The organism is Yersinia sp. 2553 StPb PI (assembly GCF_052217105.1).
In the GTDB taxonomy this organism is placed as follows: domain Bacteria; phylum Pseudomonadota; class Gammaproteobacteria; order Enterobacterales; family Enterobacteriaceae; genus Yersinia; species Yersinia enterocolitica_E.
This window is the reverse complement of record NZ_JAZGPX010000002.1, coordinates 163,829-187,191: the sequence shown is the minus strand read 5'-3', so window position 1 is coordinate 187,191 and position 23,363 is coordinate 163,829. Positions and strand designations below refer to the sequence as shown.

Here is a 23,363-nt window from a genome sequence, read left to right as displayed (position 1 = left end):
TATTGCCACGCATTCACAATAATTATTCTTTAAAATCATTGGCATCCAGCTCATGGCGCGACAATAACTTGTAAAACTCGGTACGGTTACGCCCCGCCATCCGGGCAGCCTGGGTCACATTACCGGTGGTGATTTGTAGCAGCTTACGCAAATAATTCAATTCGAACTGATTACGAGCTTCAACAAAGGTTGGTAATGCCGTGTTTTCCCCTTCCAGTGCCTGCTCAACCAATGCTTCACTAATGACCGGAGCTGAGGTGAGTGCCACACATTGTTCAATCACGTTGACCAATTGACGCACGTTACCTGGCCAACTGGCGGTCATTAACCGCTTCATAGCATCAGTTGAGAAACTGCGGACAAAGGGCTTATGCCGCTTAGCTGATTCACGTAATAGATGATTAGCCAGCAGCGGGATATCTTCTGAGCGCTCATGCAGTGCCGGGATCTTCAGATTCACCACATTCAAACGATAGTAGAGATCTTCGCGGAATTCATTTTTTGCCATGGCTTTAGGCAAATCACGGTGGGTGGCTGAAATGACCCGCACATCGATACTTAAATCACGGTTACTGCCCAGCGGACGCACTTTGCGTTCTTGCAGCACTCGCAGTAATTTAACCTGTAAAGACAGTGGCATATCGCCAATTTCGTCTAAAAACAGCGTGCCGCCTTCTGCGGCTTGAAATAGCCCTTCACGGCTACTGACCGCACCGGTAAACGCGCCTTTAGCATGACCAAACAGTTCTGACTCCAACAACTGTTCCGGCAATGCACCACAGTTAATGGCGATAAAGGCTTTTTTCGCCCGAGGGCTGGCAGCATGGATAGCTTGCGCCAGAACCTCTTTACCGGTTCCACTTTGCCCGATAATCAGCACACTGACGTCAGATTGCGCCACCATTTTGGCCTGCTCCAGCAGGCGCAACATAACCGGGCTGCGGGTCACTATCTCTTCACGCCAGGTATCATCACCGGCAGGAATAGAAAGCTCTAAAGCTGCATCAATGGCTTTATACAAAGCATCGCGATCAACCGGTTTGGTCAGAAAACTGAACACCCCTTGCTGGGTGGCAGCCACCGCATCAGGGATAGAGCCGTGGGCGGTCAGGATAATCACTGGCATACCTGGCTGATGTTTCTGAATTTCGACGAACAGCGCCATGCCATCCATTTCATCCATACGCAAATCACTGATAACCAAGTCTATCTTTTCACGCATTAACAAACGCAATGCTTCCTGGCCGCTTTCAGCCGTGGTGACATTAAACCCTTCGCTGGTTAAACGCATCCCCAGTAACTTAAGTAAGCTGGGGTCGTCATCAACCAGCAGTAGATTGGCCGGTTTGCGTGGCGTCATGAGATTCCTTATTGGTGGCAGGTGGTACATCCGTTGGTGGTACCACTGGCGGAGTATAAGTATCAGCCGGTTTTTCTACCGATTGTGGGGCCGCTTTAGTATCAGCTTGAGGCGCTGTCGGCTTGGTTTCTGCCGGTTTGGTTTCAACCGGTTTAGCTTCAGTCGGTTTGGCTTCAACCGGTTTAGCTTCGGTCGGTTTGGCTTCAACCGGTTTAGCTTCAGTCGGTTTAGCTTCAGTCGGTTTGGCTTCAACCGGTTTAGCTTCAGTCGGTTTGGCTTCAACCGGTTTAGCTGGCTCAACTTTGGGCTGTGGTTTAGCTTCTAGCGGTTTCGGCACGATGGCTGGTTTGCTATCCACATCCGTTTCTGGAATTTCATTCTGCAACTGCTTGCGTGATGAAAGCTGCCGTTCGATATCAGTCAGGTTTTCCAGCTTACGGGTAGTATCCAGTAAGTTATATTGCAACCGGACCTGGCTTTCTCGCAGGCGATCAATCTGGGTGTCCGATTCGTCCTGTAAGCGCTGGTAGCGAATGCGCTCTTCTGCCAGAGAGATGCGCAGCACCTGTTGCTCACGCCATAGCTGAATCAGTGGGCGCACAGCGCCAGGGACGCTTTGGCTATAACTGTTCAAACGCTCAACCACTTGACGACGTTCCGCCATTGAAGGCTCGGCACTGCTGACTAAAATGCCCTGCTTGAAGGCCGAAGGCCATGCCACTACCGGCAATGACTTCGCTAATGCTCGCGCTTGAGTAGACCCCATACGCTCTGCACAGTCCATTGCCCGTAGCCAGTACAGGGAGTTTTCCAGTGTCTCTTTATCATCAAGATCCCACAGCACATCGCAGGATAAGGTCCGATAATCAACGATTTTCGTTTCCGGTATGACCAACTGCACTGCTTGTGAAAAACGGCTACTGGCGGGATTATCAGTACATCCGGTAAGTAAGAGTGGGGCCAGCAACAATGCTCGCCAAAAAATACCCGTACCAGATTTGCCCGCGGGCATAGCTGCCGCAGTTGATGTCGGACATGATAAAAAGACGGTCTTTTTAATAATGCTGCTCATAGACCATTTGTACATTATTCATTCATTCTCGGCGGTTAATGGCAATTCAACACGAAAGCAAACCGCAGCGTAATCAACAGCCACCAGTTGCAAGTCGCCCTGCATACGTCTGATGCAGTCCTGAGCAATACTCAGCCCCAACCCACTACCTTTGACGGCCCCTTTTCGCTGATGGCTTCCCTGATAAAAAGGCTCAAATATCATGGTTTCTTCAGAACGCGGGATCGGCGCCCCGGTATTGGCAATATCAATTTGTACGCGGTTATCTACCCGACGGCTGCGAATCCAAATGGTACCGGATTCCTCGCCATAGTGCACCGCATTGGAGTAGAGATTATCCAATACCCGCATTAATAATGTCGGATCTGCCCAACAAATGTCCGCTTGCAGATCCGTCTCAGTATGTAGAGTCTTGGCCCGTGCGGGTAAACTATGGGCTGAGATAACATCCTCAACCATTTCCGCCAGTTCAACATTCTCATGTTCACCGGGGCCGTCTGCCAGTTTACGGTTATAGTCTAATAATTGCTCAATCAATAATTGCAAATGACGACTGCTGTTATCAAGGATTGCCACAACTTCTTTTTGATCTTGCGTCAATGGTCCGGCAACCTCATCCGCTAACAATTCGGTCCCTTCGCGCATACTGGCGAGTGGTGTTTTCAATTCATGAGAGATATGGCGCAAAAACTCGTGGCGCTGTGACTCTAACCACGCTAAGCGCTCGCTGAGCCAAATAATACGCTGTGCCAGTGAGCGTAACTCGCGTGGCCCTTTAAATAGCGCCGTATTACCTAATGGTCGCCCTTCACCTAAGCGATTAATCATCCGCTCAATGCCTTTAACCGGCCCGATTATCATCCGGGTGAATAACACCACTAACAGCACACTGACCAAAAACAGCAACAGGGATTGCCAACCAAAGAATTGCCCACGTTCGGCAATATCTTTTTGTAATTGCTGACCGCGGGAGAAAATCACATCGCGCGTTGCCTGTACCATTTCGGCATTGGAGCGGGAGAACTGCTCTAATAGCGTTGACGCATTTTGTTCCGGGCCACTATTTTTACATTTAATATCAGAAAGTTGTGTCAGTAAACTGCTCAGAGTCTGATAGTAACGGGCATCTGGCAGGATAGAGGCGTGCGCATCAAGCATTTGAGCGTACTGTTTACGTTGGTGCTGATATAACTTTGCCAGTGTTGCATCATCTAATACACAGTACTGGCGATAACTACGCTCCATTTCGAGCGCCACACTGGTCATCGCCTCACTGCGCCGCGCATCTGCCAGCGTAGTACGATTAATGTCGGCCGCCTGCGTGCTTAGATGGTCAAGGCTTTGATAAGCCTGATATGCCAGCACCAATAAAGGTAACAGCACCAACAGAAATGCCATGAGCACCAATTGACGTAAAGAACGGGGGAATAAACGCCATCTTTTCAACGAAATCATCTCATTACCTATCATTCTGTGGTGATGCTAACTGACTGCGTGAGGATTACAATGCTTGTGCCCCAATTACCCGTCATATTTTAAGTTGCAGGTGTGTTGATTGCACTCAATAACCCGAATCACTGACTGATGTCAGCTCATTGGGATTAATGAGCCTCATCCTTGAGGCTCACCCTGCGGGCTAGCAGAAATGCTGTTCAAATCGGTTCCCGACCGATTTGTATCTCGTTTGCCGCCTGCCCACAACTTGAAATCTATTGGGTATGTACCAGGAACAATGTCTCTTGATTGAGATAAAAAAAAAGCACCTGGCTTTGAGCTAAGTGCTTTTAATTAATGCGGCTTGTCCATTATCGTCAGAATCATCATCAGACCTGCTTTTATTGTTATTTGCAGTAAAAACGGCGAGCGTAGCTTATCTTTGACCATAATATACCCTAAATAATTCGAGTTGCGGGAAGGCGGCCAGCGCACATGCAGCTTGAAGTATGGCGGGTATAGATGTGACAACGGGGCAATAAATTGCCCCGTCGCAGAATATGTGGATGCCCTTAAGCATCGTCTCCAGTTTGATGAAGCCGAAGCAATCATCGGGAGGATGAGACGAATAGCATCCAAACATGTCCAAAATTGATGAACCATTCATCACAGCAGGACATAGGCGGTACCTCACTCAACGTGTCGTCCGATGTTTGATAAAGTGAATTCACACGATATCGGTTTGGTGGACGATAGGTACCAGTCTTAGGCATCATTCGATGGTTTATGAAGCGCATATTCCGCTTAACTGCGGGACTATCATAATAAGTTGAATGAGCAACTGTAAGTAATAATGCAGCTTGCGTGCCAAGTTTATTAAAAATAAATTAAGATTATGATTTAAAAGAAAAATAAACTTATTAAGCCGATTATTATCCACGTAATGCCCGCCAACTTGCATCAATTACTGCTGTTTTGTCGCCAATCCCCGACAGCAATCCCCTTATTAAATAAAAATGATATAAATCAAATATTTATATGTCTCCTATTTGAGACAGGTTGCAGGGCTATTTTCGCAATTTACCGACAAAACAATAAAGACATTTAAAATCAGTAAGTTAAAAAATATAGTGGCATTTAATTATCCGTGCATCTTTTGACCGCCCGTTACTCTTCCCTTTGGAGGCATGCTGTTTAAATCATTATTACTTTATAAATTATGAGGTTTGATAACTCACAAATATGAGTAACGTTGATTACTTGACTCAGGTACCGACAAGAAATTGCCAAAATGCAGCAAAAGAAAACACAGACAGCGACACTTATTGATAATCGCTCTAAAAATATGACCTTGTTTTTAGTGAACTTGCCACCTGGGAACTATCGATTAGTCGTTACAGGATTGGCAACCGACCACCAGATTTCTAGCAAAACCTTTCATATGACATTAGCGAATCAGACCACGGGGTATGACTCAATTTATTAAAGATAAATGAATATATCTTAAGCCCTTATCAGCATGCGTAAAAAAGGGGCATCAACTGATGCCCCTGTTATCACAATCAAAGCTGATTCACTTAACCTAATTGCTTACGCGCATTACGGAACATACGCATCCATGGGCTATCTTCGCCCCACTCTTCTGGATGCCATGAGTTACTGACAGTGCGGAAGACCCGCTCTGGGTGCGGCATCATTACTGTTGCTCGCCCATTGGCACTCGTCACCGCAGTAATCCCGTGAGCTGAGCCATTCGGGTTAGCCGGATAAACCTCGGTCACCTCACCCTGATTATTCACAAAGCGCAATGCCACCAGATTGTTCTGCTCAAGCAGCGCCAGATGGGCCGCATCACGCACTTCGACTCGCCCTTCACCGTGAGAAACAGCAATTGGCAGGCGAGATCCGGCCATCTCTTGCATAAACAGTGATGGACTATTGGCCACTTCAACCAAACTGAAGCGTGCTTCAAAGCGATCAGACAGGTTGCGGACAAAGCGTGGCCAATGTTCAGCCCCTGGAATAAGCTCACGCAGATTAGACATCATCTGACAACCGTTGCAGACCCCCAAGGCCAATGTTTCTGGGCGATGGAAGAAGGCTTCAAACTCATCACGAACCCGGTTGTTAAACAGTATCGATTTTGCCCAACCTTCACCCGCCCCCAGCACATCACCGTAAGAGAAACCACCACAGGCCACTAAGGTCTGGAATGATTGCAAATCAGTTCGGCCGGCCAGCAGGTCACTCATATGTACATCGATTGCATCAAACCCGGCACGATGGAAGGCGGCAGCCATTTCTACGTGGGAGTTAACCCCCTGCTCACGCAATACGGCCACTTTTGGCCGAACCTGCTTGATGATATAAGGTGCGGCAATATCTTCTGCGGGATCAAAGGTCAGTTGGACATTCAGGCCCGGATCAGTTTCAACCTGTTTAGCTTGATGCTCTTGATCAGCACAATCAGGGTTATCGCGCAGCCGCTGCATTTGCCAGGTAGTTTCTGCCCACCACAAGCGCAGAGTACTGCGTTTCTCGCGGTATACCACCTCAGTGCCACTGCGAATATCGAAGCTATCCCCCTCAACAGCACGGCCCAGATAGTGAACACAGTTTGCCAGACCGTGGTCTGCCAGAATTTTTTCCACCTCAGCACGCTGTTCAGCACGTACCTGAATCACTGCTCCCAGCTCTTCATTAAACAGCGCCGCCAGCGCGTCATCACCCAAGGTGTGAATATCAACCTGCACCCCACAGTGACCGGCAAAGGCCATTTCAGCCAGTGTCACCAGTAAGCCGCCGTCAGAGCGATCGTGATAGGCCAGTAATGCCTGAGAGGCCACTAAGCACTGCATCGCATTAAAGAAACCTGCCAGTTGCTGTACATCGCGCACATCAGCAGGTTTATCACCTAACTGACGGTAGACTTGCGTCAGGGCGGTTGCACCCAGGGCATTGTGGCCAGCACCTAAATCAATCAGTAACAGCGAGTTATCGCCTTTATCAGTGCGTAACTGTGGTGTCACCGTATGGCGAACATCTTCGATACGGGCGAAAGCAGTAATGACCAGAGAGAGCGGTGAGATCATTTCGCGCTGCTCATCACCTTCCTGCCAGCGGGTTTTCATCGACATGGAGTCTTTGCCCACCGGGATGGTAATCTCCAGCGCAGGACATAGCTCTTCGCCCACCGCACGCACCGCCTCGTACAAACCGGCATCTTCACCCGGATGACCGGCTGCTGACATCCAGTTAGCTGACAGTTTAATGCGCTTTAGCTCACCAATCTGAGTGGCCGCGATATTGGTCAGTGCTTCGCCTACCGCCAGACGGGCTGAGGCGGCAAAGTCTAGCAATGCCACTGGCGCACGTTCACCCAATGACATCGCTTCACCATAGTAGCTGTCCAGACTGGCACTGGTAACCGCACAGTCGGCCACCGGAATCTGCCACGGGCCAACCATTTGATCACGTGTCACCATGCCGGTCACACTACGGTCACCGATGGTAATCAAGAAGGTTTTCTCTGCCACTGCCGGTAAATGCATCACCCGTTTGACCGCATCAGCGATGCTTATCTCAGCACGTTGCAATGCATCACCCTGTGCCTGAAGGCGGGTGACATCACGCAGCATCTTCGGCGTTTTACCCAGCAAGACATCCAAAGGCATGTCAATTGGCTGATTATCGAAGTGGCGGTCATTCAGTGTCAGATGTTTTTCTTCAGTGGCTTCACCTATAACGGCATAGGGCGCACGTTCACGGCGACAAATTTCATCAAACTGAGCCATCTGCGCGGGGGCAACAGCCAGAACATAACGCTCCTGAGACTCGTTACACCACACTTCCAGCGGGCTCATGCCCGGCTCATCATTGAGGATGTCACGCAGCTCAAAACGGCCGCCACGACCACCATCACTGACCAGTTCTGGCATGGCATTAGACAGCCCACCCGCACCGACGTCATGAATAAATAGAATCGGGTTGTGGTCACCTAACTGCCAGCAACGGTCAATCACTTCCTGACAGCGGCGTTCCATTTCCGGGTTATCACGTTGTACCGAAGCAAAATCCAGATCCGCATCTGACTGACCCGATGCCATGGAAGAGGCCGCGCCGCCACCCAGACCGATATTCATCGACGGGCCGCCGAGCACCACCAGCTTGGCACCGACTGTTATCTCGCCTTTTTGTACATGGTCGGCCCGAATATTACCGATGCCACCGGCCAGCATGATCGGCTTGTGGTAGCCACGTAACTCAGTGCCGTTATGACTGTTGACGCGCTCTTCATAAGTACGGAAGTAGCCCAGCAGCGCCGGACGGCCAAATTCGTTGTTAAAGGCCGCGCCGCCCAGTGGACCTTCGGTCATGATATCCAGCGCAGTCACAATACGATCCGGCTTACCGAAATTCTCTTCCCACGGTTGTTCAAAACCGGGAATACGCAGGTTAGAAACAGAGAAACCCACCAAACCGGCTTTAGGTTTAGCACCACGCCCGGTAGCACCTTCATCACGGATTTCGCCACCAGACCCGGTAGCAGCACCCGGCCAGGGTGAAATTGCCGTCGGATGGTTATGAGTTTCTACTTTCATCAGGATATGCGCCGCTTCCTGATGGTAATCATAAACGCCATTATCAGGTGCAGCAAAGAAGCGCCCGACCTGAGAACCTTCCATCACCGCCGCATTGTCTTTATAGGCTGACAACACGTAATCCGGCGTGTGTTCAAAGGTATTTTTGATCATTTTAAACAGTGTCTTAGGCTGAGAAACACCGTCAATTATCCAATCTGCATTAAAGATTTTATGCCGACAATGCTCAGAGTTTGCCTGAGCAAACATATACAGCTCAATATCCGTCGGGTTACGCCCCAGACCGGTAAAGGCGGCCAGCAAATAGTCAATTTCATCTGGAGCAAGAGCCAGGCCCAGCTTAATATTAGCCAGTTCCAGTGCACTGCGGCCTTGCGCTAAGATATCCACCCGTTGTACTGGGGCGGGTTGATGATGAGAGAATAACTGCTCTGCTTGCTGCAAATCGGTGAATACCGTTTCCATCATGCGGTCATGCAGCAGCGCCGACAATTGCTGCCATTGGCTTTCATTCAGGTCTGGGCCTTGAATATAGAAAGCCAGGCCACGTTCCAGACGCAGAACCTGTGGCAACGCACAGTTGTGCGCAATATCCGTCGCTTTGGAAGACCACGGAGAAATGGTCCCCGGCCTTGGCGTAACCAGTAACAAACGCCCTTCTGGCGCATGTTCAGGGAGAGAGGGTCCATACTTAAGCAGCCGTTGGAGCCTGGCGTGTTCATCAGCACTTAACGGAGCGCTAACATCGGCAAAGTGAACATATTCGGCGTAGATATCACTCACCAAAAGGTGAGCATCCAGGCAACGGGACAGCAGTTTGGTAATACGAAAAGCCGACAAAGCGGGCGAACCACGCAGTATTTCCATAATCTAAGTTTCTCTCTCTTCGAAGCGACTGGAACAGCACTTCATTGGGCGCAGCATTTATTGGCGCAAAACAGGGGAAAACGCGGGCATTATAGTGAATCTACGCCTCCGACGAAACCGTTTGCGTAGCTATTATTAATAATTGAGTCAGAAATTGTCGTTATCTAGAGAACACCAATACTGAATAAATAAGCTCGCAATAAAGTTGCACACTGACGATTTGTTGCGCAAAATGCCACTCCACTGGGGTTTTAACCATGTCGATTCTTACTTCACAACACACACATAAAGAGCGCTGCCGAGAGATAACTATTTGACGCGCATAAAATTAAATTACTTTGTTATCGGTGTAGTTGCCTTACTTCTGGCCCTCGCGCTGTGGCCCAATATTCCCTGGCGCAGTAGTCAAGAAGGACAACTAGACCGTATAAAAGCCCGTGGCGAGCTACGTGTTAGCACGATTAGCTCACCACTTATCTACTTTACCGGAAAGGATGGCCCTTCCGGTCTTGACTATGAACTGGCCAACCGTTTTGCGGACTATCTGGGGGTTAAGCTCGTCATTACCCCTCATCATAATATTGATGACTTGTTTGATGCACTTGATAACGATGATGCAGACATGCTGGCTGCCGGGCTAATTTATAACCGTGAGCGTCTTAATCGGGCGCGTACCGGCCCTGCCTATTATTCAGTCTCGCAACAGTTAGTATACCGATTGGGTAAACCACGACCAAAATCATTCAGTGATCTAAAGGGTCAATTGATTGTCGCCTCTGGATCGGCCCATATGACCACCCTCAAACAACTTAAGCAGAGCAAATATCCCGATCTTAACTGGGGATCATCCGTTGATCGTTCTGGCAAAGAGTTACTGGAACAGGTCGCGGACGGCAAACTTGACTATACCCTGGGTGATTCGGTGACAATTGCCCTACTGCAACGCATCCATCCGCAATTAGCGGTTGCCTTTGATGTTACGGATGAAGAGCCAGTAACTTGGTATTTCCAGAAAGGGGACGATGATAGCCTGTATGCCGCCATGCTCGATTTCTACAGCCAGATGGTTGAAGACGGTAGTCTGGCGCGGCTGGAGGAAAAATATCTCGGCCATGTCGGTAGCTTTGATTATGTCGATACCAAAACCTTCCTGTCAGCCATCGACAGTGTGTTGCCCTCTTTCCAATCCTTGTTTGAAAAACATGCCGGGGAAATTGACTGGAAACTGCTGGCGGCGATTGCTTATCAGGAATCCCATTGGAACCCACAAGCCACCTCACCGACTGGCGTGCGGGGGTTAATGATGCTAACCCGCGCCACAGCAAATGGTTTAGGGGTTAAAGACCGGGTTGATCCTGAGGAAAGCATTAAAGGCGGTTCCATTTACTTGCAGCGGTTAATGCAAAAAGTGCCGGAGACCATTCCAGAAGATGAGCGTATCTGGTTTGCGCTGGCCGCCTATAATCTGGGTTATGGCCACATGCTGGATGCTCGCCGCCTGACTAAAAATCAGAATGGTAATCCAGACAGTTGGGTTGATGTAAAAATGCGCCTACCGATGTTGAGTCAAAAGCGCTACTACCCAAGTACCACTTATGGCTACGCCCGTGGCCATGAGGCTTATAACTATGTGGAAAACATCCGTCGTTATCAGGTCAGTCTGGTGGGATATTTGCAGGAAAGAGAGAAAAAAGCAGCCCAACATGCCGCTATCGAAGCTGAGCTGGGTAAAGCTTATCCGGTTGTCGGCCCAGGCTGGTCAATCAATAACTAACATGATGCGAAAACACGTAACTAACCAATAGATTTCAATATGCTGCCAGCAGTGGCCTCCTAGACGCAAGGCCCACGGATGGGCCGAATCATGGCTGCCGCGCGAGTTTCAACGCCTTTTGCTGCTCACGTCGTAGGCGGAAAAAAGCACTTAATTGGTGGGAACACGTCTCTGCCAGTACCCCGGCACTGACCTCTATTTGATGATTCATCCCCGGATGGCGCAAGATATCCACCAGCGAACCGGCAGCACCGGTTTTTAAATCATTGGCCCCATAGACCAAGCGACGGATCCGGCTGTGTATCATGGCTCCGGCACACATTACGCATGGCTCCAGCGTCACATATAGCGTGGCTTCCAGCAGACGATAGTTCTGCACCACCTGCCCGCCTTGCCGTAGCGCCATGATTTCTGCATGAGCGGTAGGGTCGTTATCGCGAATAGACTTATTCCACCCTTCGCCAATCACCTGGTTGCCCAGCACTAACACCGCGCCAACCGGGACTTCTCCCTCTTCTTGTGCCCGCAGAGCCAGCGTCAACGCCCGTAGCATCCAGTACTCATCACTGTATTCAACAGGTAAATCAAATTCAGAAAACAAACTTTTATCAGCAGACACATTAACCTCTCTGGTACTTTGGCGGCGTGCATTATACACAGCCAGCGACAACCGCTATACCCACTATCTCCAATATAAAGTAGCTCAGTCCATAATGATCGGTTAATGTTCCGGCAGGATATAAATCATTCCTGATATAAATTATCAGCATATGGAAGCCAGCTACATGAAGCTCAGCAAGAAAAATGCCGCGGTAGTACGTAAAACCCTGAATGGATGGGCCAGTGAAGGCGTTATCCCTGAGGAAGAGCATCAACGTTTGTTACAGAATATCGATGTTCAACCGTTTGACTGGCGCAGATTAGCCGGTTACGCCTTTCTTGCCGCACTGGCTTCGTTGGTTATCGCCATTGGCAGCCTGATGGCTGATACTTTCTTACTCAACTGGATAAGCCAGTTTTTCCGCTTTGATCCCCCGGTACGGGTGGTGGTCACGGCGATATTGGCCGCCGTATTTTACGGCTGGGGCTTTAACCGCCGCCGGCGAGATCCCAGTAAGATCTACAGTAATGAAGCCGTACTCTTTCTCGGCGTAATATTCACCGCAGCCGCCATCGGCCAACTCGGTGAGTGGTTGGATAATGGTAGTGGCCGCATCTCAGTATTACTGCTGTTGGGTACCGTCATCTATGGTGTGGTGGGCTGGTTTGGTCGTGCGCCATTAGTATGGCTATTTGCCTTGCTGTCACTGGGTAATGCGTTTGGGGCAGAAACTGGCTATTTGTCCGGTTGGGGTGCCTACTGGCTGGGAATGAGCTACCCGATACGCTTTATTGCTTTTGGCCTGCTACTTTGTGCAGCGGCACTGGTGTTGCAACCGCAGTTGGCACAACGTCGGCTAGATCGGGTGTCACAGGCGATGGGGCTGCTTTATCTGTTTATTGCCCTGTGGTTATTGTCTATTTTTGGCAATTACGGTGACCTGGACTATTGGTATCAAGTGCGCCAGATAGAGTTGCTGCATTGGAGTCTATTGTTTGCCATTGCCGCCAGCGTCGCTATTTGGCTGGGACTAAAACGAGATGATGCCATGTTGCGCGGCTTCGGCCTGACATTTTTGGCCATCAACTTGTATACCCGTTTCTTTGAGTTCTTCTGGGATGCGATGCCGAAAACTATCTTCTTCCTGCTGCTCGGCATTAGCTTGTGGTTACTGGGTCGGCATGCCGAACGAATATGGCGGCTCGGCCACCATGATAATGACGTCACACACTAGAGCCAAAACCACTTAAAATGGCGAATGACTGCAATGGGCGTTTATTCTAATTGCTGTAATTCGCCGCTTTTACTGACCCGCCAGCGATGCTCGCAAAAATACAATAGTGGGTTATCCTGCTTGCTGTCCGAGTATCCGCTATAAAGTTTCAGCGGCGATCCCAAACGCTGTTCCAGTTGCACCACTTTCTCTGGCCCCAAACAGCGCAGAGGTAGCACCCAGCCGCCATTACGCCGCGCCATGCGGCTACCGACCAACCGCAAACGGTGAATAAACGCCGAATCATGATAAACCTGCTCCACCAGCCGTTGCGGCGAGCCAGTTATCAACCATACCTGTGCGTCATGGCTCTCCAAATATTGGCGCAAACGCATCACGACCACGGGAAATTCGGTAACTTTTTGGCGAAAATCATTCACAAAACGTAATTCTAAATCTTTCAAATGCGCTTCGCGCCGACCGAAGGTTATCGCCCACAGTAACAGGCTCATTGGCCAACGAGCGCAACGACCGCCCTGCAGCAATCCCAACCCAATCACCGGCAGTAATGGGACCACCAGCAACAGATTTAGCGGCAAATGTCGCAACAAAAAACGCAAAAAACTGCCAAACATGTCCTGTTGATGTAACGTGCCATCCAGATCAAAGAAGACAATGCGTTTGGCGTTTTCTGATAATGCCTCGGCCGTCCCCTCGCGGTTACTGTCAGTTTGCTCAAAGGTCGATGTGGCCTGCTCTGCGCTCAAACGTTACTCCTCAGGATCATTGAATCCCATAAACCAGTTAAATATGAAACCTGCAAGTATGGTGACAATCATCGCGACTAAATACAACATCACTTTGCCTGCGGCATCGAGGCCAATTATCAACGAGTGCTAATCCCCTGAGTGTGAGTCTTACAATGCTGCACGCAAATAGCCATTATGTTGCTGTAGATCCTGGCGAGCCTGCTCGGCACTCACGCCTTTCAGAATCATCAAAATGGCTGGTTTTACGTCAAACTCGGTTTGTGATAAGGCATCTTCAGCCTCTGCACGGCTGGCCCCGGTGGCTTCAACCACAATACGACAAGCGCGATCAACCAACTTCACGTTGGTCGCTTTCACATCTACCATCAGATTTTGATAAACCTTACCCAGTTTCACCATCGCCCCAGTGGATAACATATTCAGCACCAACTTTTGTGCAGTACCCGACTTCATACGCGTAGAGCCAGTGAGGGCTTCCGGCCCTACTACCGGTGAAATCGCAACCTGAGCTTCTTGCGCGATAGGAGAGTCTGGGTTACAAGAAATAGCCGCCGTTGGGCACCCAAGTTGGCGGGCATAGCGTAGCGCACCGATGACATAAGGCGTGCGACCAGAAGCTGCCAGCCCGACCACCATATCAGTTGCCATCAGCTTTAAATCTTGCAGATCCCGCACACCGAGCGCGATATCATCCTCAGCACCTTCCACCGCTTTGAATAAAGCACCCGGGCCACCGGCAATTAGACCAATCACCCTGCCATGAGGCACACCAAAGGTCGGTGGGCATTCGGAAGCATCCAGCACGCCGAGCCGACCACTGGTACCGGCCCCCAGATAAATGAGCCGACCACCTTGCTTTAAGGACTCCGCGGCTAAATCTACCGCTTGAGCGATAGCCGGTAACACCAAACGAATGGCCTCCGGCACTTTGCGATCTTCATCATTAAAGCAGGTCAACATTTCGAGCGTAGAGAACTTATCCAGCTCCATAGTGGCCGGATTACGACTTTCTGAAATCAATGATCCTAGATTCATGACATATTCCTCTTTGAATATTTAATTCGTAAAATTAAATATATAATTGAATATTATATTCTATAAAGCGACTATTTTCTTGCGCCATTCATCGAATGATCAGCAAAAAAGGGTGCTATGCTCCATCACTTGCCCTTTATCTTGAGTCTTTCCGGGTATTATTAAGTTCTCCCGCATTCAGGAACTGATTTATGAGTAGTCTTCTTCGCATTCGTCAGCTTTATCCAACGCTGGCACAAAATGACCGTAAGTTAGCCGATTTTCTGCTAACCAATCCTGAGCAGGCACGTCATCTTAGTTCGCAAAAGTTGGCGCTGCAAACCGGGGTTAGCCAATCTGCAGTGGTTAAATTTGCCCAAAAATTAGGCTATAAAGGCTTCCCGGCGCTAAAACTAGCCCTGAGTGAAATTGTCGCGGCCCCTGCACAGGCAGTGACACTGCATAATCAGATCTTGAGCACTGACAGTTTAAAAATCGTTGGGGAAAAACTCCTGAGCGAGAAAGCCGCAGCACTACGGGCTACCTTGGATATCAATAGTGAAGAACGACTTACGCAAGCATTAGAGATGTTATTGTCGGCACGACGGATTATTCTAACCGGTATAGGTGCTTCGGGGCTGGTGGCAAAAGATCTGGCTTATAAGTTACTGAAAATAGGCATTATGGCGGTCTCCGAAACCGATATGCATGCACAACTGGCCGCCGTACAAGCATTGGATGCACGGGATTTACTGCTGGCTATCTCATTTAGCGGCGAACGCCGTGAGATAAATCTGGCGGCTGAAGAGGCACAGCGTTGTGGTGCCAAAGTGCTGGCATTGACCAGTTTTTCCCCCAACAGTTTGCAGCAACGTGCCGATCATTGCTTATATACCATTTCGGAAGAACCCGCGATTCGCAGTGCCGCGATCTCCTCTAGCACCGCGCAATATGCTCTGACTGATCTATTATTTATGGCGATGATCCAACAAGACTTGGAAAGAGCGCAGGCGAGTATTAAGCACAGTGCGGCACTGGTAAAAAAACTGGTCTAAGGATACCAGAGGGGTATAATCCCCCGCAGTTGAGAATACCCGACCTAAGGTAAGAGAAAGCATGGCCCTGTTGATCACTCGTAAATGTATTAATTGCGACATGTGCGAGCCGGAATGCCCTAATGAGGCAATTTCCATGGGTGCAGAGATCTATCAGATTGATCCGATGCGCTGTACGGAATGTGTCGGTCATTACGAAACACCAACCTGCCAGTTGGTCTGTCCTATCGATAATACGATTGCTATCGATCCTGCCTGGGTTGAGAGTAACGAACAATTGTGGGATAAGTTTGTCCAACTGCATCACGCCGAACGTTTGTAATCCCCGCAGCAAGACTCGTTTTTAATACCAACAATATATTCGCGCATAACAAAAAGGGCGGCATTCGCATGCACGCCCCTGCTCTCTTTCACCACTATTCGCGGCTAAAACGGGCCTAGCTTTCAATAATTACGGTTGCGCAGGCATAACGTCGTTCATCGGCCAACGTTACATGTAAGGATTTGACACCCAGCTCAGCGGCCAATTCTGCCGCGCGCTGATGTAAACGCAGCGTCGGCTTACCCAGTGCATCGTTAACAACTTCAAACTGATTAAATGCCAAGCCATTACGAATACCAGTACCAAATGCCTTGGCCGCGGCCTCTTTAACGGCAAAGCGTTTTGCCAGAAAACGAATTGGCTGCTGATGCTGCTGATAGTGCTGCCATTCCGATGGGCTAAGGATACGCCGCGCCAGTTTTTCGCCACTGCGCTCCACCACCGCTTCAATCCTTGAAATTTCAACAATATCAGTGCCTAACCCCAAAATCGCCATTAACGACGCGCTTCCCGCATTAATACTTTCATCTCAGTAACGGCAGCCGCAAGGCCCGTCATTACTGCCTGACCAATAATTGCATGGCCGATATTCAGCTCATGAATCTCTGGTAAGGCTGCGATCGGTTGCACATTGTGATAGGTCAGGCCATGACCGGCATTCACTTTCAACCCTTTGCCTGCGGCATAGGTCGCAGCTTTGGTGATACGCACTAATTCAGCTTGACGCACCAAATCGGTGGTGGCATCTGCGTACGCGCCGGTGTGGATTTCAATATAAGGGGCACCCACAGTAACGGCTGCATCAATCTGGCGCATATCGGGATCGATAAACAGTGACACCAGAATGCCGGCCTCAGATAATCGGCTCACCGCAATGGTCATTTTATCGAGTTGACCGGCAACATCTAGCCCGCCTTCGGTGGTAACTTCTTGGCGTTTTTCCGGCACCAGACAGCAAAAGTGCGGTTGTAACTCACAGGCAATATCAACCATTTCATCGGTAACCGCCATCTCCAGATTCATGCGGGTCTGGATAGTTTGGCGCAAGATGCGTACATCTCGATCAGTGATATGGCGGCGATCTTCACGTAAATGCACGGTAATACCGTCGGCACCCGCTTGCTCGGCAATAAACGCGGCCTGAACAGGGTCGGGGTAAATGGTCCCACGTGCATTTCGTAATGTCGCAATGTGATCGATATTGACGCCCAACAACAAATCAGCCATGACAGCCCTCCAGATATGGATGCATCTTTAATAGGTCAATGAGCACGCAAAAACCGGCCCTTAAACGCATAAGTGCCTTGCAGTTTACACCGACTAGACTGTCAGCGGATAGGTTACTGTACGGGAAAGTTGATGATGGGCAGTTTAAAAAATGAAGGTATTGCTACTACGGCACTGGATCCGCTGGTGGCTTAATCACAAACTGACGAAACAGTTCGCGACTTTTTAACGGTTTACCCCCCAAATAGGGTTTGAGGGCGATGCGGGTGAAGCGCTTGGCTGCACGTAAAGTATCGGCATCAGGAAATTCACGGTTAGCCAAAGCCGATAATTGGCGGCCAGTAAAGCTATAGTGATCAACCACCAAGCTGGCGATAAATCCTTTTTCTTCCCGATAGCGGTAGGTCATGGTCTCAGACACCGGCTGACCACTCCCCGCACAGTGGAGAAAATCCACACCATAGCCAAGATGAGCCAATATCGCCAATTCAAACTGGCGCAGGGCATATTCGGGCGATCCATCACTGCCTGCCAAAGCCTGTAAGCAATGCAGATAATCGAAGAATAAAGCAGAGTAATTGGTTTGATGTTCTAACACGCGGGAAAGCAGCTCATTGACATATAAACCGCTATACAACATAGAGCCAGTCAATGGAAGAGCCAGTGATACTGGCTCAGCACTGCGTAAGGTTTTAACTTCACCACGCCCGGTCCAGCGAACCAATAATGGCGTAAAAGGCTGCAAGCAGCCTTTTAGATTGGAGCGGCGACCCCGCGCACCTTTGGCCAGCACCCGCATGCGGCCCTCTCCTTCAGTAAATAAATCCAGCATTAAACTGGTTTCACTGTAGGGTCGCCCATGCAGGACAAATGCGCGTTGCCAACCGTCCATTGGCAAGTCTTACTTCAGATCGTCGGTATAGCCTAAGCTGCGCAATGCACGTTCGTCATCTGCCCAGCCTGATTTCACTTTCACCCACAGCTCAAGATGCACTTTTGCTTCGAACATTTGTTCCATGTCCTGACGGGCTTCAATACCAATGGTCTTGATTTTCGAACCTTTATTACCGATGACCATTTTCTTCTGGCCTTCGCGTTCAACCAAAATCAGCCCATGGATGTTATAACCACCGCGCTCATTTGGGACAAACTGTTCAATTTCAACTGTGACTGAGTAAGGTAATTCCTCACCCAAGAAGCGCATCAACTTTTCGCGAATGATTTCTGACGCCATAAAACGCTGAGAGCGGTCAGTGATATAATCTTCCGGGAAATGATGACCCGCTTCCGGCATAAGCTTGCGCACGATGCCAGCGATGGTATCCACGTTCATCCCTTTCTCGGCAGAGATTGGTACGACGTCCAGGAAATTCATCTGCTTACTTAAGAACTGAATATGGGGCAACAGCTTGGTTTTGTCTGTTACGTTATCAACTTTGTTGATCGCCAATAATACCGGGCATTGTAAACTGCGCAGCTTATTAACAACCATTTCATCGTCGGCAGTCCAATTGGTGCCTTCGACTACAAAAATCACTAATTCCACATCACCGAGAGAGCTGCTTGCCGCGCGATTCATTAAGCGGTTAATCGCGCGTTTTTCTTCAATATGCAGTCCCGGGGTATCAACATAAATGGCCTGATAAGGCCCTTCAGTATGGATCCCCATAATACGGTGGCGTGTGGTTTGTGGTTTACGTGAAGTGATGGAGACTTTTTGCCCCAACAGTTCATTTAGCAAAGTAGATTTACCCACATTCGGGCGACCTACAATTGCAATAAAACCACAATACGTTTTTTCTACTTCGCTCATTCAAGCTCCAACTGTTTCAGCGCTTGTTCCGCTGCCGCCTGCTCAGCTTTACGGCGACTTGAGCCGGTACCTATTACCGGTTCATTCAAGCCACTCACCTGGCAGTGGATAGTAAATTCCTGGTCATGTGCTTCTCCGCGAACCTGCACAACCAGATAAGAGGGCAATGGCAGATGACGGCCTTGCAAATATTCTTGCAAGCGCGTTTTCGGGTCTTTCTGCTTATCACCTGGGCTGATTTCTTCCAACCGACTGCGATACCAGTCGAGAATCAGCCGTTCAATCATATGAATATCGCTATCGAGGAATATACCGCCAATTAAGGCTTCGACGGTATCTGCCAAAATTGATTCACGGCGGAAACCACCACTTTTCAATTCACCCGGCCCAAGGCGTAAACATTCACCGAGGTCAAATTCACGGGCCATTTCAGCGAGTGTATTTCCTCTAACCAATGTGGCACGCATCCGACTCATGTCCCCTTCATCGACACGGGGAAAGCGACGATACAGCTCATTGGCAACAACGAAACTTAATATAGAGTCACCCAGGAACTCCAAACGCTCATTGTGTTTGCTACTGGCGCTACGATGAGTCAGTGCTTGCAGCAAGAGCTCCTGCTGTTGAAAAGTGTAGCCCAGCTTCCGCTGTAGCCTGTTTATTACGATGGGGTTCATGAGTTACCAATAGATCAAGAATGCGTCAAAAACTACAGCATACGGAACAGGTCTGATCCGCCAATATTGCAGGACAAAACTGTTTCGTTTGCAGTGGCTCCCATAAAGAAGCCAACTTTTATCGCTCGAAGGGTTATTCTACAACGAGTGGAAATATAATGCTGCGTTTAAATACCCTGCTTACTTGAAGTTGCAGCAGTGCTAGCGGCGTTCAAATCTACTCCCAGCAGATTTGTCACCCGAATTACTGACTTTTGTCGGTTCATCGGGATGTGCTCGTTTGCTACCTGGCTGCAACTCCACCATCTGGGTATAGCCGATACTAATGAATTCCACCAATTCGACTTAAACGAACACCCGTTGGCCATTCACCTTCTTGCTTTTCAAAACTCATCCAAATAGCAGTGGCCTTGCCAACTAGATTACGTTCCGGCACAAACCCCCAGAAGCGGCTATCTGCACTGTTATCCCGGTTGTCGCCCATCATAAAATAATGACCTTCCGGCACCACCCAAACCCCTAAAGGCTGGTTAGGTTGTTGATAATAAGCGCCTATCTGCTCCTGACGCCCAGGGACGGTCAGAATATGGTGTGCCACCGGTCCAAGAGTTTCGGTGCGCTCACGCAAACGTACACCACCATCAGGCACTGCCTGATTTGTCGGGATTTGGAAGAAGCCAGCAGAAGCCTCGCCATTGCCGCTATAGCGGAATGTCTGCACAAAATCGCTTGGCTCAGATGCACTGTAAGTAATTGGCAACGCACTATCACAAGAAGTACCGGTATTACATGCAGGCTGCACCGTCACTTCCTTGCTGATTGGATTATAGCTAACGCGGTCACCCGGCAAGCCCACTACACGTTTGATATAGTCCAAACGCGGATCGAGCGGATATTTAAATACCGCGATATCACCACGTTTTGGATGTCCCGTAGGGATCAGCGTAGTTTGCGTGATGGGATCTTTAATACCATAAGCAAACTTCTCAACCAGAATGAAGTCACCGATCAATAGCGTTGGCATCATCGAACCAGAAGGGATCTGGAACGGTTCGTAAATAAACGAACGAACGATAAATACCAGAGCTAACACCGGGAAGACTGAAGCACAAGTCTCTATCCAGCCAGGCTGCCTTGCCGCCTGTGCTAAAGTCTTATTATCTACAGCACAACCCGTTTGTGCCTTGATCGCCGCAGTTTGCGCATTAACTGCCGCAATTTTTGCCTGGCGAGCCGGTCCCCATTTAAACCGCTCGAAGCACCAGATAATCCCTGTCAGCAGTGTTGCTATCGCTAAAATCAAGGCAAACATGTTAGCCATCAAAACTCCTTATTTACTGTCTTTTCCAACGTGCAGAATAGCCAGGAAAGCCTCTTGCGGTAATTCAACGTTACCGACCTGTTTCATACGTTTTTTACCGTCTTTCTGTTTCTGCAAAAGTTTCTTCTTACGGCTAACGTCACCGCCATAACACTTCGCCAGTACGTTTTTACGTAACTGTTTCACAGTAGAACGGGCAATGATGTGGTTACCGATAGCAGCCTGAATTGCAATATCAAATTGCTGGCGCGGGATCAATTCTTTCATTTTCTCAACCAGATCACGGCCACGGTATTGCGCATTATCACGATGGGTAATAAGCGCCAGCGCATCTACACGCTCGTTGTTGATTAACACATCAACACGCACCATGTCAGAGGTCTGGAAACGTTTGAAATTGTAATCCAGCGAGGCGTAGCCACGGGATGTCGACTTCAGGCGATCGAAGAAATCGAGCACCACTTCAGCCATCGGAATTTCATACGTCAGCGCCACTTGGTTACCGTGGTAAACCATGTTGGTCTGCATACCACGTTTTTCAATACACAACGTGATGACGTTACCCAGGTATTCCTGCGGCAACAGCATATGACACTCAGCAATTGGCTCGCGTAGCTCTTCGATGTTGTTCAACGCAGGCAGCTTGGATGGGCTATCAACGTAAACAGTTTCCTGACTGGTGGTGATCACTTCATATACGACCGTCGGTGCGGTGGTGATCAACTCCAGATCGTACTCACGCTCCAGACGCTCCTGAATGATCTCCATGTGCAGTAAGCCAAGGAAGCCACAGCGGAAACCAAAGCCCAATGCGGTGGAGCTTTCTGGTTCGTAGAACAAAGAGGCGTCATTAAGACTCAACTTGCCCAGTGCATCACGGAAAGCTTCATAATCGTCTGAACTAATAGGGAACAGACCTGCATAAACCTGTGGTTTTACTTTCTTAAAGCCAGGTAATGACTTCTCCGCCGGGTTACGGGTCAGAGTCAATGTGTCGCCGACCGGTGCGCCTAAAATGTCTTTTATCGCACACACCAACCAGCCAACCTCACCGCAGTTCAACATATCGCGATCTATACGTTTTGGTGTAAAAATACCGAGGCGCTCAGCATTATAACTCTGCCCGGTACTCATTACTTTAACCTTATCGCCTTTACGCAATGAGCCATTTTTAATACGAATTAACGATACAACACCCAGATAATTATCAAACCAGGAATCGATAATTAGCGCTTGCAATGGACCATCAGGATCACCCTCTGGCGGCGGAATATCACGCACCAAACGCTCAAGGATATCGGGTACACCTACACCAGTTTTCGCTGAGCAACGTACCGCATCAGTCGCATCAATGCCCACGATGTCTTCAATTTCTTCCGCAACACGCTCAGGGTCAGCAGCCGGCAGGTCGATTTTATTTAAAACAGGAACCACTTCCAGATTCATTTCCATCGCGGTGTAGCAGTTCGCCAGCGTTTGTGCTTCAACGCCTTGCCCTGCGTCAACAACCAGCAACGCCCCTTCACAAGCCGCTAAGGAGCGGGAAACTTCATAAGAGAAGTCAACGTGACCAGGGGTATCGATAAAATTGAGCTGATAGGTTTGACCATCTTTAGCATGGTAATCAAGCGTCACACTCTGTGCCTTGATGGTAATACCACGCTCACGCTCCAGATCCATAGAATCCAGTACTTGAGCGGCCATTTCACGCTCAGATAATCCGCCACAAATCTGAATAATACGGTCCGACAGTGTCGACTTACCGTGGTCAATATGGGCAATAATAGAAAAGTTTCTTATGTGCTTCATTTATATGAATTTTTCTCTAGTCGTTGTCTTTAATTAATTATTGGTGGACACAGCGATGGACTCAAACCCAAAACTACCCACATAAATATGCACGCATCTTACACTGTAAGTCTGCCTCGTGAAAGGCATCACACTTAGCTTGTTAGCTGATTTATCCTGTAAAAATGTATCAACGCCTTACCTTACATCGCTATTGATAGTACATACTCTTAGCGCTGTTCCGTGCTGATATCCCGGTAAAAATAGTTTAATACCAATAACTTTATTGTGCCTATCGCTTATAAAGCGCGCTAGTGTCTATTATTTAACTGATTATAATCAGCACGATAGATACCCTACCCGCCTAATTTAGGGGTGCACATATTTCTATTTTGTCGAACTGATGATTAATTCATTTTCGGAAAATGCTCATTTACCCTGTTGGATAATAATT

At 48.9% G+C, this 23,363-nt stretch carries 18 protein-coding genes and 1 pseudogene; 4 read left to right on the top strand and 15 right to left on the bottom strand.

Going from position 1 to position 23,363, the window contains the following annotated elements; translation table 11 throughout:
* Positions 1 to 22 precede the first annotated feature (22 nt).
* The 4 genes from glrR to purL all read right to left on the bottom strand — a co-directional run bounded on the left by glrR (position 23) and on the right by purL (position 9,334).
* Positions 23 to 1,360 (bottom strand): two-component system response regulator GlrR, encoded by a 1,338-nt coding sequence (gene glrR, locus V2A84_RS02035; RefSeq protein WP_032907964.1) that lies wholly within the window; start codon positions 1,358 to 1,360, stop codon positions 23 to 25.
* Positions 1,323 to 2,372, bottom strand: coding sequence for a two-component system QseEF-associated lipoprotein QseG (gene qseG / locus V2A84_RS02030; RefSeq protein WP_442849106.1), 1,050 nt, complete (start codon positions 2,370 to 2,372; stop codon positions 1,323 to 1,325). Before qseG ends, glrR begins: the two co-directional genes overlap by 38 nt.
* A gap of 78 nt (positions 2,373 to 2,450) precedes the next feature.
* Complete coding sequence (locus tag V2A84_RS02025) at positions 2,451 to 3,887, bottom strand: sensor histidine kinase (RefSeq protein WP_193784797.1); 1,437 nt, start codon at positions 3,885 to 3,887, stop codon at positions 2,451 to 2,453.
* Positions 3,888 to 5,443: 1,556 nt separating this feature from the next.
* Positions 5,444 to 9,334 (bottom strand): phosphoribosylformylglycinamidine synthase, encoded by a 3,891-nt coding sequence (gene purL, locus V2A84_RS02020; RefSeq protein WP_442848559.1) that lies wholly within the window; start codon positions 9,332 to 9,334, stop codon positions 5,444 to 5,446.
* Positions 9,335 to 9,647: 313 nt separating this feature from the next.
* Between purL and mltF the strand changes: the two genes are divergently transcribed.
* Positions 9,648 to 11,108, top strand: coding sequence for a membrane-bound lytic murein transglycosylase MltF (mltF, locus tag V2A84_RS02015; RefSeq protein ID WP_083163148.1), 1,461 nt, complete (start codon positions 9,648 to 9,650; stop codon positions 11,106 to 11,108).
* Positions 11,109 to 11,196: 88 nt separating this feature from the next.
* Here mltF and tadA read toward each other — a convergent pair whose 3' ends face one another.
* Positions 11,197 to 11,766, bottom strand: coding sequence for a tRNA adenosine(34) deaminase TadA (gene tadA, locus V2A84_RS02010; protein WP_102970581.1), 570 nt, complete (start codon positions 11,764 to 11,766; stop codon positions 11,197 to 11,199).
* A gap of 127 nt (positions 11,767 to 11,893) precedes the next feature.
* Here tadA and V2A84_RS02005 point away from each other — a divergent pair, with 127 nt between their 5' ends.
* Positions 11,894 to 12,943 (top strand): DUF2157 domain-containing protein, encoded by a 1,050-nt coding sequence (locus V2A84_RS02005; protein ID WP_083164126.1) that lies wholly within the window; start codon positions 11,894 to 11,896, stop codon positions 12,941 to 12,943.
* Between the two features lie 41 nt (positions 12,944 to 12,984).
* On the opposite strand, the gene yfhb is transcribed toward V2A84_RS02005, so the two are convergent.
* From yfhb to murQ, 3 genes and pseudogenes are all read right to left on the bottom strand, one after another.
* Complete coding sequence (gene yfhb / locus V2A84_RS02000) at positions 12,985 to 13,689, bottom strand: phosphatidylglycerophosphatase C (RefSeq protein ID WP_193784796.1); 705 nt, start codon at positions 13,687 to 13,689, stop codon at positions 12,985 to 12,987.
* Positions 13,690 to 13,692: 3 nt separating this feature from the next.
* Positions 13,693 to 13,788 (bottom strand): annotated as a pseudogene (locus V2A84_RS01995) (PTS transporter subunit EIIC); the annotation flags it as partial.
* A gap of 51 nt (positions 13,789 to 13,839) precedes the next feature.
* On the bottom strand, positions 13,840 to 14,727 hold the full coding sequence (gene murQ, locus V2A84_RS01990; protein ID WP_442848558.1) for an N-acetylmuramic acid 6-phosphate etherase: 888 nt from the start codon (positions 14,725 to 14,727) through the stop codon (positions 13,840 to 13,842).
* A gap of 191 nt (positions 14,728 to 14,918) precedes the next feature.
* On the opposite strand from murQ, the gene V2A84_RS01985 reads away from it, so the two are divergent.
* Positions 14,919 to 15,761, top strand: a complete 843-nt coding sequence (locus V2A84_RS01985) for a MurR/RpiR family transcriptional regulator (protein WP_083163145.1) — start codon at positions 14,919 to 14,921, stop codon at positions 15,759 to 15,761.
* A 61-nt stretch (positions 15,762 to 15,822) separates the two neighbouring features.
* Positions 15,823 to 16,083: a YfhL family 4Fe-4S dicluster ferredoxin gene (locus V2A84_RS01980; RefSeq protein WP_032906988.1), complete on the top strand. Its 261-nt coding sequence runs from the start codon at positions 15,823 to 15,825 to the stop codon at positions 16,081 to 16,083.
* Between the two features lie 115 nt (positions 16,084 to 16,198).
* Here V2A84_RS01980 and acpS read toward each other — a convergent pair whose 3' ends face one another.
* From acpS to lepA, 7 genes are all read right to left on the bottom strand, one after another.
* The gene (gene acpS, locus V2A84_RS01975; RefSeq protein WP_083163143.1) at positions 16,199 to 16,579 is read right to left on the bottom strand and encodes a holo-ACP synthase; all 381 of its coding nucleotides are present in this window, start codon (positions 16,577 to 16,579) and stop codon (positions 16,199 to 16,201) included.
* Complete coding sequence (pdxJ, locus tag V2A84_RS01970; RefSeq protein WP_083163141.1) at positions 16,579 to 17,310, bottom strand: pyridoxine 5'-phosphate synthase; 732 nt, start codon at positions 17,308 to 17,310, stop codon at positions 16,579 to 16,581. Before pdxJ ends, acpS begins: the two co-directional genes overlap by 1 nt.
* A 166-nt stretch (positions 17,311 to 17,476) precedes the next feature.
* Positions 17,477 to 18,202: a DNA repair protein RecO gene (recO, locus tag V2A84_RS01965; protein ID WP_083163139.1), complete on the bottom strand. Its 726-nt coding sequence runs from the start codon at positions 18,200 to 18,202 to the stop codon at positions 17,477 to 17,479.
* Between the two features lie 9 nt (positions 18,203 to 18,211).
* Complete coding sequence (gene era, locus V2A84_RS01960) at positions 18,212 to 19,123, bottom strand: GTPase Era (protein WP_083163137.1); 912 nt, start codon at positions 19,121 to 19,123, stop codon at positions 18,212 to 18,214.
* A complete protein-coding gene (gene rnc, locus V2A84_RS01955; protein ID WP_083163135.1) occupies positions 19,120 to 19,800 on the bottom strand; it encodes a ribonuclease III in 681 nt (226 codons plus the stop codon). The genes era and rnc overlap by 4 nt, the downstream gene beginning before the upstream one ends.
* Positions 19,801 to 20,122: 322 nt before the next feature.
* Positions 20,123 to 21,121 carry a signal peptidase I gene (gene lepB / locus V2A84_RS01950; RefSeq protein WP_083163133.1) on the bottom strand — a complete coding sequence of 333 codons (999 nt, stop codon included), beginning with the start codon at positions 21,119 to 21,121 and terminating at the stop codon, positions 20,123 to 20,125.
* A gap of 9 nt (positions 21,122 to 21,130) precedes the next feature.
* Complete coding sequence (gene lepA, locus V2A84_RS01945) at positions 21,131 to 22,930, bottom strand: translation elongation factor 4 (RefSeq protein WP_083163131.1); 1,800 nt, start codon at positions 22,928 to 22,930, stop codon at positions 21,131 to 21,133.
* Positions 22,931 to 23,363 lie beyond the last annotated feature (433 nt).